This is a genomic window from Paraburkholderia haematera, from assembly GCF_905220975.1.
Lineage (GTDB): Bacteria > Pseudomonadota > Gammaproteobacteria > Burkholderiales > Burkholderiaceae > Paraburkholderia > Paraburkholderia haematera.
In genome coordinates, this window is the sequence record NZ_CAJNBK010000020.1 from 96,117 (window position 1) to 110,596 (window position 14,480).

Below are 14,480 nucleotides of genomic sequence, written 5' to 3' on the forward strand. Positions count from 1 at the left end.
GCAGGTGGCATTGTACTTCGGGGCGCGGGTGCGGCGGCAGAGGGCGTCCGCGGTGACGTCAGTTTGCCCGTCGTCCCGTCGCTGAATCGAAGAAATGCAGATGCTGCGCGGGCAGCGAGACTTGCAGCGCTTCGCCAGCGGCGGGACGATGCGTGTGCGGCAGCCGCACAGTCACGTCGTGCTTGCCCCAGCGGCCGTGCGCGAGGTTGTCCGCGCCGAGCAGTTCGCAGGAATCGACGGTCAGCGTGGCGTGAGATGCGTCCGCTTGACCCGGCGTCATGTGCTCGGGGCGAATGCCGAGCGTCCATTCGCGGCCCTTCGCAACTTCCCGGCCGATCGATGCCACGCCTGTAAGCGGCAGCTTCGGACCGTTACCCGCCACTTCAAACGTCAAGCCGTCATCCGACACGCGACCCTCCAGCAGATTCATCCCCGGCGAGCCGATGAAGCTCGCGACGAACACCGTCGCCGGCCGCTCGTAGACCTCGGTCGGCGCGCCGATCTGCTCCGCGTGGCCCTTGTTCATCACGATCACGCGTTGCGCGAGCGTCATTGCTTCGATCTGATCGTGGGTGACATACAGGCTGGTCGTGGCAAGCCGGGCATGCAGGCGCTGGATTTCGAGGCGCATTTGCACCCGCAGGCGTGCATCGAGATTGGACAGCGGCTCATCGAACAGAAATACCGCCGGCTCGCGCACGATCGCGCGGCCCATGGCGACGCGTTGTCGTTGCCCACCGGACAACTCGCGCGGCTTGCGTGCGAGCAGCGGTCCAAGCTCGAGAATCTGCGCCGCAGCGTCCACGCGCTTCGCAATCTGCGCGCGGTCGACGCCCGCAATCTTCAGCGCGTAGCCCATGTTTTCGGCGACGCTCATATGCGGATACAGCGCGTAGTTCTGGAACACCATCGCAATGTTGCGATCCTTCGGCTCCAGCCGATTGACCACTTTGCCGGAGATCGAGACAGTGCCGTCGGAAATGCCTTCGAGTCCGGCCACCATCCGCAGCAAGGTCGATTTGCCGCAACCCGACGGACCGACCATCACGACGAACTCGCCGTCCGAGACGTCCACGTCGATGCCGTGCAACACGAACTGTTTGCCGTCGTAGGTCTTTTTAACGCCTTGCAGAGTCAGTGCAGCCATGCTGTTTTAGCCTTTTCGTTGCTTGCCGCGCGTGCCACGCTTTGCGCGGTGTTCTTTATTTCATGTCCAACGCTGAAGCTCGCCCAAGCTGCGCGAGTTACTTCTCCGAGTCCACCAGTCCGCGCACGAACCAGCGCTGCATCGTCAGCACGACGGCGAGCGGCGGCAGCATCGCGAGCAGTGTTGCGGTCATCACGAGATGCCATTCGGTTGCGGTGTCGCCGGACGCGATCATGCTCTTGATGCCGACCACGGCTGTCGTCAGCGATTGCTGGCTCGTAATCAGAATCGGCCACAGATACTGATTCCAGCCGTAAATGAATGTGATGACAAAGAGCGCCGCCATGTTCGTTTTCGACAGCGGCAGCACCACGTCCCAGAAGAAACGCATCGCACCGGCGCCGTCGATGCGCGCCGCTTCCATCAGCTCGTCGGGCAGCGTCATGAAGAACTGGCGGAACAGGAAGGTGGCGGTGGCCGATGCGATCAACGGCAAGGTCAAGCCGCTGTACGTATTGCTCAGATGCATCGACGACACGACCTGCACGGTCGGAAAGATGCGCACTTCGACCGGCAGCATCAGCGTGATGAAGATCAGCCAGAACGACAGATTGCGAAACGGAAAGCGGAAAAACACGATCGCGTACGCGGAGATCATCGAGATGGCGATCTTGCCGATCGAAATCACCAGCGCCATCACGAGGCTATTGAACAGCATGCGGCCGAACGGCGCCGCCGCATTGCCGCTGCCATGCGACCAGACAGTCGCGATGTTCTCGAACAGATGCGTGCTCGGCACCAGTGACAGCGGCACGCTGAACACCTCATGCTCGCTCATCGTCGCCGCGCAAAACGCGACGTACACCGGGAACACCACCAGCACGACGCCGAGAATCAGCACCGCATGGCAGAAGAGGTCGAAACCGCGGCGGTTCTCGATCATGAGTATTGAACCCTGCGTTCGATGAAGCGGAATTGCACGACCGTCAACGCGACCACGATCACCATCAGGATGACGGACTGCGCACCCGAGCTGCCGATGTCCAGCCCCTGGAAGCCTTCGGCGAAAATCTTGTAGATCAGCGTGCGGGTGGACTGTGCCGGACCGCCGCCGGTGGCGGCGTCGATCACCGGGAAGGTGTCGAAGAACGCGTACGTGATGTTGATCACCAGCAGGAAAAAGCTGGTCGGCGAGAGCAGCGGCAGGGCGATGCCGAAGAAACGCCGCACCGGACCGGCGCCGTCGATGGCCGCCGCTTCGATCAGCGAACGCGGAATGGCCTGCAAGCCGGCATAGAAGAACAGAAAGTTATAGCTGACCTGTTTCCACACGGATGCCAGCACGACCAGAAACATCGCCTGGCCCGCGTTCAATGCGTGATTCCACACGATGCCGTACTTCGCGAGCGCATAGGTGACGAGGCCGATGCTCGGGTTGAACAGGAACGACCACAACACGGCGGCGATTGCGGGCGCGACCGCGTACGGCCAGATCAGCAGCGTCTGATAGGCCTTCGCGCCGCGCGTCACGCGATCCGCACAGACCGCCAGCAAGAGCGAAATCACCAATCCGCACACGGTGACGAGCGCGCAGAAAAGCAGCGTCGTATTGAACGACGACAGATAAAGCGGATCCGCGAACAACTGCTTGAAATTGGCGAGGCCGACAAATTCGCTCGACGTGCCGAACGCGTCCTGGCTCTGCGTGGATTGCCACAGCGCTTCGCCTGCCGGCCACAGAAAGAACAGCAGCGTGATTAGGAGTTGCGGCGCGACGAGCAGGTAGGGCAATACGCTGGTGCCGAAGCTGGAGCGCTTTTCCATCGAGAATTCCCTGGGATTTTCTACCACGACGGGTTTCGGTGCGAGCGCACCGAAACCCTGCCGGCTAGTACTTAGTTGCCGGCTTTCTCGAAGCGGCGCAGCAACTCGTCGCCACGCGATACGGCCGAATCGAGCGCCTGTTGCGGCGTCTTCTTTTCCGCCCACACCTGTTCGAGTTCTTCGTCGATCACGGTGCGGATCTGCGGCATGTTGCCCAGGCGCAAACCCTTTGTGTACGGCAGGGGCGGCTTGTTGAGCATCTGCTTGATCGCGGTGTCGCTGCCCGGGTTCTTCTCGTAGAAGCCTTGCTGCTGCGTCAGTTGATACGCGGCGGTCGTGACCGGCAGGTAGCCCGTGTCCTGATGCCACTTCGCGGCAACCGGCGCCGAGGACAGATACGACAGGAATTTCGCCACGCCCTTGTAGACGGCCGGATCTTTACCCGACAGCACCCACAAGCTTGCCCCGCCGATGATCGCGTTCTGCGGCGCACCCTTCACACTCGCGTCGTACGGCATCATGCCGGTGCCGAAGTTAAACTTCGCGTATTTCTTGATCGTGGCGAGCGAGCCCGACGAGTTCGTGATGATCCCGCAGTCGCCGCTATAGAACTTCGACACCGGTTCGTCCTTGCGGCCGACATAGGTGAAGGTGCCTTCCTTCTGCATGTTCTGCAGGAACTGGATGTGCGCGACCTGAAGCGGTTTGTTGAATTCCAGTTGCGCGTCGGCGCCGTCGAACCCGTTGTTCTTCGACGCGAACGGGGCGCCATGCCAGGCGCTATAGTTTTCGAGTTGAATCCAGCTCTGCCAGCCCGACGAATAGCCGCACGCCATGCCGGACGCCTTCAGCTTCTGCGCGTCCACCTGCAATTCGGCCCAGGTTTTCGGCGGCTGGTTCGGATCGAGCCCGGCTTTCTTGAACGCGTCCTTGTTGTAGTACAGCACCGGCGTCGAGCTATTGAACGGCATCGAGATCAGCTCGCCGGTTTTGGCGTCGCTGTAGTAGCTGGCGATGGTCGGCACGAAGGCCTTTTCGTCGAGCGGCACGCCGGCTTGCTTGAACACTTCTGAGACCGGGATCACAGCCTTTTTCGCCTGCATCATCGTGGCGGTGCCGACTTCGTAGACCTGCAGGATGGCAGGCGCGTTACCGCTGCGATAAGCGGCGATGCCGGCGGCGAGGGTCTGGTCGTAGGTGCCTTTGAACACCGGCACGATCTTGTAGTCGCTTTGCGACGCATTGAACGCGTTGGCGATGTCGTTCAGACGCTCGCCGAGGGCGGCTTCCATGCCGTGCCAGAACTGGATTTCAGTGGCGGCGTGGGCTGCCTGGCTGATGCCGAAACTCAATACGGCGGCAACGGAAAGCGAACGGAACAGCGGCGTGCAACTCATCGATGTGTCTCCTGACGGAACGGGCGCTGATGGGAATCGCGCGATTCTATTTGTGTTCGATGACAGTCTGGCGTCGATTACCGGGCGGCGGCCCGCTTTTGACCGGCGCCGACTGCCGCAATTTAACACCGGCTGTCACGGAACGGAAACAATGCGCGTCTGAATGCGCTGGTTTGCGCGAGGTCAAGGCAAAACGTCGACCGGCGAACATCACTGCGAGTGCGTGGTCAAGATGGACATCGAGAGGGGAAGACGGGTGCCGGGGCGATACATGAATCGGGCACGCACTAACATGACGTTCGCTAATCAGGATTCCATATGCTTCGACCAATGCGATTTGCACTATGTGGTGCGGTGATGGGCCTTGTGCTGGCGGGTTGCCCCTTGACACACGTGGCGGCGGATAGCGGCGCGCTGCCGGTTGCTACGTTGCCGAAGATCGTCGCCCATCGCGGCGGTACGGGCGACGCGCCCGAGAACACGCTCGAAGCGATTCGCGAGTCGATCGCGCATCATGCCGATGCCATGTGGCTCTCCGTCCAGTTGAGCAAGGACGGAGTGCCTGTCCTGTTTCGTCCCGCCGACCTATCGGCGCTGACTGACGTGAAGGGTCCGGTTTCCGCGCACACTGCGGCGGAACTCGCGCGCGTGAACGCAGGCTGGACTTTCCGTCGTGGCGACACGTATCCGTATCGCGCCCAGCCGGTGGGTATTCCCACCCTGCGTGAAGCGCTGCGTGCGATCCCCCCGAGCATGCCGGTCGTGCTGGATATGAAGGCGATGCCTGTGCAGCCGCAAACCCAGGCAGTGGCCCAGGTGCTAAGTGAGGAGAATGCGTGGTCGCGCGTCACGATCTATTCGACCGATCAGCAGTACCAGCAGAGCTTCGGCATTTATACGCAGGCACAGCTTTATGAGTCGCGCGACGCAACCCGCCAACGCTTATTGGGCGTGCTGCTCAACCAGGACTGTGCGGATGCCCCCACGCAACATACGTCAACCGCGTTCGAGATGCACCGGGCACTGACGGTGGTCGAGCAGTTCACGTTGGGTGAGGGCCGTTCGGAAGTGACGGCGACCCTATGGACGCCGGCAACGGTTGCCTGCTTCAGGCGGAACCCGGACGTGCGGATTCTCGCGATCGGGGTGAATAGCGCGGCCGATTATCTGGCGGCGGCGTGTATGGGGATCGATTCGGTGCTGGCGGATTCCCCATCGCAGATGGCCGCGATCAAGTTCGGTATGGTCATGCCGTTGCGGTGTGCAGCGCAAAACGGAACCGCGGTCCCCCAGTAAAGCAAAAAGCCCGCAGCATGCGGGCTTTTTGTTCTATGAAGATACGGCTGCGGCTTTCGGTTTGTTGCCGATTTCCGCCTCACGCCGAGGCGAAGCCTCGGACGTTGATTACACGTTGAACAGGAAGTTCATCACGTCGCCGTCGTGCACGACGTATTCCTTGCCTTCCGCGCGCATCTTGCCGGCTTCCTTTGCGCCTTGCTCACCCTTGTAGCTGATGAAGTCGTTGAAGGCGATCGTCTGCGCGCGAATGAAGCCACGCTCGAAGTCGGTGTGGATCGCGCCAGCCGCCTGCGGTGCGGTGTCGCCGACATGGATCGTCCATGCGCGCACTTCCTTCACGCCGGCTGTGAAGTAGGTCTGCAGGCCCAGCAACTTGAAACCCGCGCGAATCACGCGGTTCAGGCCGGGTTCGTGCATACCCATGTCGGCGAGGAACACTTCCATGTCCGCTTCGTCGAGGTCGGCGATTTCCGCTTCGATCGCCGCGCACACGGCGACGACCGGTGCGCCTTCGGCCGCCGCGAACTTCGTGACTGCGTCCAGATGCGGATTGTTCTCGAAACCGTCGTCCTTCACGTTGGCGACGTACATGGTCGGCTTGGCAGTGATCAGGCAGAACGGCTTGAGCGTGGCCTTTTCCTCATCCGACAGGTCGAGCGCGCGGACCGGCTTGGCCTGGTCGAGCTGCGCACGCACTTTTTCCAGCACCGCGGCGTTTTTGATCGCTTCTTTATCGTTGCCCGACTTGGCGGCCTTCGAATAGCGCGACAACGCCTTTTCGACGGTTGCGAGGTCGGCCAGCGCCAATTCGGTGTTGATCACCTCGATATCCGACAGCGGATCGACCTTGTTCGCGACGTGAATCACGTTGTCGTCTTCGAAGCAGCGCACCACATGCGTGATCGCGTCGGTTTCGCGGATGTTCGCGAGGAACTGGTTGCCCAGACCTTCGCCCTTGCTCGCACCGGCCACGAGGCCGGCGATGTCGACGAATTCCACCACGGCCGGCAGGATGCGCTCCGGCTTGACGATTTCAGCGAGCGCCTTGAGGCGCGCGTCCGGCACTTCGACAATGCCGACGTTCGGCTCGATCGTGCAGAACGGATAGTTTTCGGCGGCGATGCCCGCCTTGGTCAGCGCATTGAACAGGGTGGACTTGCCGACGTTAGGCAGGCCGACGATGCCGCATTTGAGGCTCATGGAAATCCTTCAGTGAATCAGTAAGTTGCGTGATGCGCTCGACGCTGTGTGCAGGATTCGAAAAGCCTTCGCGTTTGGCGTGGCGGAGGAAGCGCAGCGGAGCGGGACAAGACACCAGATCGGGGCGTTGCCTCGACGATTCTGGGCGAGTTTTGTCACGGAAAGCGCAATTGTAACCCGTTCGGATCGGGTTCTTGATCTGCCTGCGGTAAAGCTGGCGGCTCGATCCGTCCCCCGCAACCCCCGCGGCTATAATGCGCGGATGAACGCACACCACCAGACCTTTGATGCCGCCGTGATCGGCGGCGGGCTCGTCGGCAAGACCGCGGCGCTGGCGCTGACGCAAGGCGGACTGCGCGTGGCGCTGCTCGCGCAGCCGTGCGCGGTGCTGCCGCCGGGCGCCACCTTCGACTCGCGGGTCTATGCGCTGTCGTCGAGTTCGCAGGCTCTGCTGGAGCGATTGCGGGTCTGGCAGGCGCTCGATCTCTCGAAGCTCGGGCCCGTCTACGACATGCGCGTCTATGGCGACGCGCATGCCGAACTCCATTTTTCCGCTTTTCAGGCATCCGTGCCGCAACTGGCGTGGATTGTCGAGTCATCCGTGATCGAGCGCGCGCTAGATGCCGCGTTGCGTTTCCAGCCGAATCTCACCTGGATCGACACACGCGCGCAGGCGCTGGACTTGACCGCCGACGGCGCGAGCGTCGGTCTTGCCAACGGCAATGTGCTCGAGGCCGATCTGGTGGTCGGGGCGGATGGTGCGCATTCGTGGGTGCGCGCGCAGATCGGCTCGAAGGTGAACCGGCGCGACTATAAGCAAACCGGTGTGGTCGCGAACTTCAAGGCCGAAAAGCCGCACGGCGAAACCGCTTACCAATGGTTCAAGGACGGCGAAATCATCGCGCTGCTGCCGATGCCGGAGGGTCACCTCTCGCTGGTCTGGTCGGCGCGCACTGAGCACGCCGAGCAACTGCTCGCGCTCGACCCGGCGCAACTTGCTGCCGAAGTCGAACGCGTGACGGGTGAGCAGTTCGGCGCTTTGGAATGCGTGACGCCTGCGCAAGGCTTCCCGCTCGCGCTGCAAACCGTCGACAAGCTGGTCGCGCCGCGTGTCGCGCTGGTAGGCGATGCCGCGCATCTGATTCACCCGTTGGCGGGGCAGGGCATGAACCTCGGTTTGCGCGACGTCGCGGCGCTCGCCGAGACGGTCGCCGGTAAGGAAGCGTTCCGCGATCTCGGCGATATGGTGCTGCTGCGCCGCTACGAGCGCGCCCGCCGCGAGGACATCCGCGCGCTGATGATCGCTACCGACGGCCTGCAAAAGCTCTTCTCGGCACCCGGTCCGTTCGCCAAGGTACTGCGCAATACCGGTATGGCATTTGTCGGCGCGCAGCCGTTCATCAAGCGCTGGCTGGTGTCGGCCGCGCTGGGGTAAAGCGCCCGAGCCAACATACCGGGTTGGCGAGACGGGTATCATGAACGGACGGACGCCGTTCTGGTCAGACCAGCAACGCCCCCAAAACGCGCAACGCGCGATTGAACTCCAGGAATTCAGCATGAAAAAATCCTTCCGCATCGCAGCCGCCGCGCTCGCGATCGTTGCCGTGACGATCGGCTGCTCCGCGCAGGCCGATCAAGCCACCGACAAGCTCAAAGCCACGCTGCAAACGCGCCTGACCGACGTGACGATCAAGAGCGTGACGAAGTCGCCGATTGCCGGCCTCTACGAAGTGAATCTCGGCACGCAGATCATCTATAGCGATGCGAACGGCGACTACCTCATGCTCGGCGACATGGTCGACGCGAAGACGCGCAAGAATCTGACGGAAGCGCGTCTGTCGGAGACCAACCGCATCGACTTCGCGAGCCTGCCGTTCGCGAACGCGGTGAAGGTCGTGAAGGGCAACGGCGCGCGCAAGATCGCCGTGTTCTCCGATCCGAACTGCCCGTACTGCAAGCAGCTCGAAACCACGCTCAAGTCGATCGATAACGTCACGGTCTACACCTTCCTGTACCCGGTGCTGTCGCCGGATTCGACCGCCAAGTCGAAGTCGATCTGGTGCTCGACCGACCGCGCGAAGGCATGGGAATCGTGGATGCAGGACCATCAGGCGCCCACCGCCGCCGGCACCTGCGACACCGCCGCGATCGACAAGAACCTGGCGCTCGGCCACGCGATGAACGTTGACGGCACGCCGACCGTGTTCCTCGCCGACGGCCGCCGCCTGCCCGGCGCCGTGCCGGCAGACCGGCTGGACAAGGAAATGTCCGCCGTGCGCTGAGCACGCGGCACAAGTCGAAGAAAGGAGGCGCGAAGTGCGCCTCCTTTCACATCAAGCCCCAAACCTCCCCGCTAGAAACCTCCTAATCGCCGCCGATGAAGCCGATCCGCTACACCATCGTTCCCAAGCAACCCGCCGCCCATCTGTTCGAAGTCACCGTGACCGTCGCCGATCCCGATCCGGCCGGCCAGCGCTTCATGCTGCCGGTATGGATTCCGGGCAGCTACATGGTGCGGGAATTTGCCCGCAACATCGTCACGCTGCGCGGCACCAATGAGGCGGGGCGGAAGGTGCGCGTCGAAAAAACCGACAAGCACACGTGGCAGGCAGCGCCGGTCAAGGGTCCGCTGACGCTGCGCTACGAGGTGTATGCATGGGATCTGTCGGTGCGCGCCGCGCATCTCGACGATTCAACGGGCTTTTTCAATGGCACGAGCGTGTTCCTGGTGCCGCTCGGTCATGAGGAAGCGCAGTGTGTGGTCGATATCCAGAAGCCGGACGGCGCGGCGTATCACAACTGGCGGGTCGCGACCGCGTTGCCGGAGGCGCGTGGCACGAAGCGCTATGGCTTCGGCGAGTATCGCGCGCAGAACTACGACGAATTGATCGATCACCCGGTCACGTTGGGCGAGTTCGCGCTGGGGACGTTCAAGGTGCACGGCGTATCGCACGATATCGTGATCGCGGGCCGCGTGATCGGACTGGATATGGCGCGTTTGTCCGCCGATCTGAAGCGTATCTGCGAAGCGCAGATCGCCTTGTTCGAGCCGGAGTCGAAGAAGGCGCCCATGGATCGCTACGTGTTCATGACGCAGGCCGTCGCGGATGGTTATGGCGGACTGGAACATCGCGCCTCGACGGCGCTGATCTGCAATCGCGGCGACCTGCCGGTAGAGGGCCGCGACGCGCTCACCGAGGGCTACCGAACCTACCTCGGCCTGTGCAGCCACGAATACTTCCACACCTGGAATGTGAAGCGCATCAAGCCGGCCGTGTTTGCGCCGTACAACCTGAGCGTCGAAAACTACACGCCGCTGCTGTGGCTGTTCGAAGGCTTCACCTCTTACTACGACGATCTGATCCTCGTGCGCAGCGGCCTGATCTCGCAAGACGACTATCTCGGCATGCTCGGCAAGGTCGTTGGTGGCGTGCTGCGCGGCAGTGGCCGCCTGAAGCAGACGGTGGCGGAAAGCTCGTTCGACGCGTGGGTCAAATACTATCGGCAGGACGAAAATGCGCCGAATGCGATCGTCAGCTATTACACCAAGGGCTCGCTCGTCGCGCTCGCGTTCGATCTGACGATCCGCACGCAGAGCAATAACCGCAAATCGCTCGACGACGTGATGCGCCTCTTGTGGAAGCGGTTTGGACGCGACTTCTATCGTGGCAAGCCCGTCGGCGTCGAGGAAAGCGAGATCGAGGCGATTTTTGCCGAAGCGACAGGCGTGCAACTGGGCGAATTGTTCGCCGAAGCCGTGTACGGCACCCGCGATCTGCCTCTCGAGACGTTGCTCGCGCCGTTTGGCGTCTCGCTCGCGCCGGAATTGGAAAAGCACGGCAAGCCGTCGCTCGGCGCTCGCGTGCGCGGCGGCGCGGATTGCACGCTGTCGGCGGTTCACGAAGGCAGCGCGGCACAAAAGGCCGGCCTTTCGGCGGGCGACGTGCTGATCGCGCTCGACGGCCTGCGCGTGACCGGCTCAAATCTTGATTCGCTTCTGTCGCGCTATTTGCCGGGTGCAAAAGTCGAGGTCCACGCCTTTCGACGCGACGAGCTGCGTGTCGCGCAAGTCAAGCTGGACGGGCCTGAGGTGTCGCGCTACAAGCTCGCCGTGAGCGACAAGCGGCCCGCCGCCCGCAAGGCGCGGGAGCGCTGGCTGGCAAGCTAATTGTAAGCAATGGTGCTATTAATCGGAGGGTTCACAGCGGGGGATTGTTCTACCAGTGCAACAATCCTTCGCTGCCGGATGGCTTTTTCCCGGGACGGTAAAAAAACACAATGGCTCCACTCGCGCAAAACTGCGCGCCCCTACTGGAGTCAACCATGACCACGATCCTGCAAATCAACTCGGCAGCCCGCTCGCAAGGCGCGAACTCGACGCTTCTCGTCAACGAGCTCACCGCCAAGCTGCAACAATCGAACCCGGGCGCGCAAGTCGTCGTCCGTAACCTGCAAGCTGAACCGCTGCCGCACCTGGACGACGCCGTCCTCGGCGCGTTCTTTACGCCGGCAGATCAACGCACGCCGGAACAAGCCGCGATTTCTGCACGCAGCGAAGCGCTGATCGCTGAACTGCAAGCCGCCGACATCGTCGTGATCGGCGCACCGATGTACAACTTCGGCATCTCGTCGCAATTGAAGACGTACTTCGACTTCATCGCACGTGCCGGTATCACGTTCCAGTACACCGCGAACGGTCCGGAAGGTCTCGTGAAGGGTAAGAAGGTTCACGTGGTTTCGGCACGCGGCGGCAAGTATGCCGGCACCCCGAACGACAGCCAAACACCGTACCTGAAGAGCTTCCTCGGCTTCCTCGGCATGACCGACGTGAACTTCATCTACGCCGAAGGCCTGAACATGGGCCCGGACGCTGCTACCGCCGCGTTGGCTGGCGCGCGTGAAGCGATCGCTGCTGCATAAGGATTGAGGTTTGTCTCGCGCTGCGTGATCGCGGCGCGGTGGAATGAAAAAACGCCACGGAATGTGAGTTCCGTGGCGTTTTTGTTTTTGCGCGCAGTGGACGTTAGGCCAGCATCTGCGCTTCGTCGGGCAGGCGCCAATCGATCGGTGTGCGGCCGTGCTTGACGAGATATTCGTTCGCCGACGCAAAGTGACCACAGCCGAGAAAGCCGCGATGTGCCGACAGCGGCGACGGATGCGGCGCCTCCAGCACGAAATGCGACTTGCCGCCGAGCAGCGCGCGCTTGGCTTGCGCATGCGCGCCCCACAGCATGAAGACGAGGCCGTCATGCCGCATGGCCAGTTCGTGGATCAGCGTGTCGGTGCATTTCTCCCAGCCGCGTTTCGCGTGACTCGCGGCCGAGTCGCGCTCGACGGTCAGCACTGTGTTCAACAGCAGCACGCCCTGCTTGGCCCAGGTGTCGAGGCACCCATGACGCGGCGGCTCGTGGCCGAGGCTAGCGGCGATTTCCTTGAAGATATTGCGCAGCGACGGCGGCGTGCGAACGTTTGGCGCGACCGAAAACGCCAGTCCGTGCGCTTGCGGCGTGCCGCGGTCTTCGCCGTGATACGGGTCCTGGCCGAGGATCACGACTTTGACTTCGTCGGGGCTGGTGAGGCGCAGGGCTCGGAAGACGTCGGCGGGATAGACGGTTTTGCCGGCCGCGCGCTCACCGTCGACGAAGCGGCACAACGGTGCGTAGGCGTCGCTTTCGATGAACGGTGTGAGGTGTGCGCGCCATGCCGGCGGCAGGGCGGCGAATTGGGCTTCGAGCGTCGGCGGCGGTTGGTCGGCGGCGGGCGGTTTCTGCGACTGCGCGTTTGCGTCGGCTGACGGAGCAGGGGTGTCGTCGAACAACGAGGCTTGCGACGATTTGGAGCGGGTGCGAGAGGGGGAGGTCATGGCGTGGAAGTGTCGCAGCAAATGCGGGCCGGCTCAAGATGGCTGTGCCGCGTAAGGCTTGCACGCCGCGCGGACGCGCCTGTGCTTGGGGGCTGATGATTCTGGGGTCTGGCTTTGGTGTACGGTGTACCGCGCAAACGGTGAAGCGCTTTTGCGCTATAGACAGACGGCAAAGCGCAGGTTGCGAAGTGCAAACGGCGGGGCGCAAACCCCACAGGCACACGGCTCGAAGACTCGGGGCTGCACTAACAATCGTTGCCACCCGCGTCGCGCGCTCCGCGTAGCCTTAACTCGTCCGCAATTGATATCCGCGCTGCGCTTTGCTGATGTTGTCTGGCGCGAGGCCGGCTACGTGTTTGCCGAGTTCGTTCGCGAGCAGATTGAGTGCGGCTTCGTCGCCGGACTTCAATTCAAGCTCCACTTCGGAAATCGGCGCGCGGCGGATTTCGCCGTTCACCTCGGCGATGACGTTGCCTTGATCGATCGCCGCTTCGACTTCCGAGCCGTCCAGTTCGATATGCCACAGCGTGCGAGTGAAATTCGTGCGGAACAATTCGATCAGCTCCGGCGCGGCCTGACGCAAGGCTTCAGACGCAATCGGCTCGTCACACTCACGCAGCAACGCATCGATCTCCAGCTTTTCACCCGCCACCGGCATTTCCCACTCGTGCCGGCTGTGCAAACCGTCCTTTGCGTTGCCTACCGTCTTGAAGGTTTGCAGCCAGCCGTCCGGCGTGTGCCGCAGGCGCAGTGCGCTTTTCGAACTAGCCAGCGCCAGCGCCGGCGTGTCGAAGTAGATATTCGCCAGTTCGATCGGCCGGCCCTCGTTGCCGGTGCGCGCGACGAACCACCGCGTCGCCGCGTTCACCTGGCTGACCGGCAGTGCCAGCTTGATTTCACGTTCCATGCCCATGACCTGCTCCGCTATGTAGCCCGCGTGTTGAACCCGCGCCTAGAAAAACATGCGCGCAAGCTCCACACCAGGCTCTTCCGCTCGCATGAACGCCTCGCCGACGAGGAACGTATGCACGTCCATCGCCCGTAGACGTTCGACATCGATCCGAGACAGAATGCCCGACTCCGTGACGACGATGCGGTCGTCCGGAATCGATTCGAGCATGCCGATGGTCGTTTCGATCGACGTTTCGAACGTACGCAGATTGCGGTTGTTGATACCGATCAGGGGTGTCTTCAGCGTGAGCGCTTCCTTCAGCTCATTACTGTCGTGCACCTCGACCAGCACCGCGAGGCCCAGCGAATGCGCGAGCGCTTCCAGATCCTGCATCTGCGAGGTTTCCAGGGCGGCAGCGATCAGCAGAATCGCGTCCGCACCCATCGCGCGGGCTTCGACGATCTGGTACGGATCGACGATAAAATCTTTACGCAGCACCGGCAGATTGCAGGCGGCGCGCGCTTCCTGCAGATACTCCACGCTGCCCTGGAAGAATTGCACGTCGGTGAGGACGGACAAGCAGGCGGCACCGTGCTTTTCATACGAACGCGCGATTTCGGCCGGCACGAAATGTTCGCGCAGCACGCCTTTCGACGGGCTCGCCTTTTTTACCTCGGTGATCACCGCGGGAAGACCGGCCGTGAGTTTCGCGCGCAATGCGCCGACGAAATCGCGAATGTCGCGCGACGAAGCTTCGAGGCGCAGCGCTTCGAGCGGCGCGCTCTGTTCAGCCGCGCGGACTTCTTCGCGTTTGACCGCGATGATGCGGTCGAGGATGTCGCTCATGAGTGTCTCGCT

The 14,480-nt window shown here is 62.4% G+C and carries 13 protein-coding genes; 5 read left to right on the forward strand and 8 right to left on the reverse strand.

Going from position 1 to position 14,480, the window contains the following annotated elements; genetic code table 11:
- Positions 1-58: 58 nt before the first annotated feature.
- The 4 genes from KHO23_RS26540 to ugpB form a co-directional block, all read right to left on the reverse strand.
- Positions 59-1,147, reverse strand: a complete 1,089-nt coding sequence (locus KHO23_RS26540; protein ID WP_211614586.1) for a sn-glycerol-3-phosphate import ATP-binding protein UgpC — start codon at positions 1,145-1,147, stop codon at positions 59-61.
- Positions 1,148-1,244: 97 nt separating this feature from the next.
- The gene (ugpE, locus tag KHO23_RS26545; protein ID WP_063497462.1) at positions 1,245-2,090 is read right to left on the reverse strand and encodes a sn-glycerol-3-phosphate ABC transporter permease UgpE; all 846 of its coding nucleotides are present in this window, start codon (positions 2,088-2,090) and stop codon (positions 1,245-1,247) included.
- The gene (gene ugpA / locus KHO23_RS26550; protein ID WP_211614587.1) at positions 2,087-2,971 is read right to left on the reverse strand and encodes a sn-glycerol-3-phosphate ABC transporter permease UgpA; all 885 of its coding nucleotides are present in this window, start codon (positions 2,969-2,971) and stop codon (positions 2,087-2,089) included. Before ugpA ends, ugpE begins: the two co-directional genes overlap by 4 nt.
- A 71-nt stretch (positions 2,972-3,042) precedes the next feature.
- Complete coding sequence (gene ugpB, locus KHO23_RS26555; RefSeq protein WP_211614588.1) at positions 3,043-4,368, reverse strand: sn-glycerol-3-phosphate ABC transporter substrate-binding protein UgpB; 1,326 nt, start codon at positions 4,366-4,368, stop codon at positions 3,043-3,045.
- A gap of 318 nt (positions 4,369-4,686) precedes the next feature.
- Between ugpB and KHO23_RS26560 the strand changes: the two genes are divergently transcribed.
- Complete coding sequence (locus tag KHO23_RS26560; RefSeq protein ID WP_211614590.1) at positions 4,687-5,664, forward strand: glycerophosphodiester phosphodiesterase family protein; 978 nt, start codon at positions 4,687-4,689, stop codon at positions 5,662-5,664.
- A gap of 108 nt (positions 5,665-5,772) precedes the next feature.
- On the opposite strand, the gene ychF is transcribed toward KHO23_RS26560, so the two are convergent.
- A complete protein-coding gene (gene ychF, locus KHO23_RS26565; RefSeq protein ID WP_211614592.1) occupies positions 5,773-6,867 on the reverse strand; it encodes a redox-regulated ATPase YchF in 1,095 nt (364 codons plus the stop codon).
- 262 nt (positions 6,868-7,129) lie between these two features.
- Here ychF and KHO23_RS26570 point away from each other — a divergent pair, with 262 nt between their 5' ends.
- From KHO23_RS26570 to KHO23_RS26585, 4 genes are all read left to right on the forward strand, one after another.
- Complete coding sequence (locus tag KHO23_RS26570; protein WP_211614594.1) at positions 7,130-8,302, forward strand: UbiH/UbiF family hydroxylase; 1,173 nt, start codon at positions 7,130-7,132, stop codon at positions 8,300-8,302.
- 121 nt (positions 8,303-8,423) lie between these two features.
- On the forward strand, positions 8,424-9,149 hold the full coding sequence (locus KHO23_RS26575) for a DsbC family protein (protein WP_211614596.1): 726 nt from the start codon (positions 8,424-8,426) through the stop codon (positions 9,147-9,149).
- 95 nt (positions 9,150-9,244) lie between these two features.
- Positions 9,245-11,035: a M61 family metallopeptidase gene (locus tag KHO23_RS26580; RefSeq protein ID WP_211614598.1), complete on the forward strand. Its 1,791-nt coding sequence runs from the start codon at positions 9,245-9,247 to the stop codon at positions 11,033-11,035.
- A 155-nt stretch (positions 11,036-11,190) separates the two neighbouring features.
- Positions 11,191-11,787, forward strand: coding sequence for an FMN-dependent NADH-azoreductase (locus KHO23_RS26585; protein ID WP_211614600.1), 597 nt, complete (start codon positions 11,191-11,193; stop codon positions 11,785-11,787).
- A gap of 103 nt (positions 11,788-11,890) precedes the next feature.
- Here the strand turns inward: KHO23_RS26585 and KHO23_RS26590 are convergent, their stop codons facing one another.
- From KHO23_RS26590 to trpC, 3 genes are all read right to left on the reverse strand, one after another.
- Positions 11,891-12,730 (reverse strand): uracil-DNA glycosylase, encoded by an 840-nt coding sequence (locus KHO23_RS26590; RefSeq protein WP_211614603.1) that lies wholly within the window; start codon positions 12,728-12,730, stop codon positions 11,891-11,893.
- 286 nt (positions 12,731-13,016) lie between these two features.
- Positions 13,017-13,643: a CYTH domain-containing protein gene (locus tag KHO23_RS26595; protein ID WP_211614605.1), complete on the reverse strand. Its 627-nt coding sequence runs from the start codon at positions 13,641-13,643 to the stop codon at positions 13,017-13,019.
- A gap of 39 nt (positions 13,644-13,682) precedes the next feature.
- On the reverse strand, positions 13,683-14,468 hold the full coding sequence (trpC, locus tag KHO23_RS26600) for an indole-3-glycerol phosphate synthase TrpC (RefSeq protein ID WP_211614607.1): 786 nt from the start codon (positions 14,466-14,468) through the stop codon (positions 13,683-13,685).
- Positions 14,469-14,480: the final 12 nt, after the last annotated feature.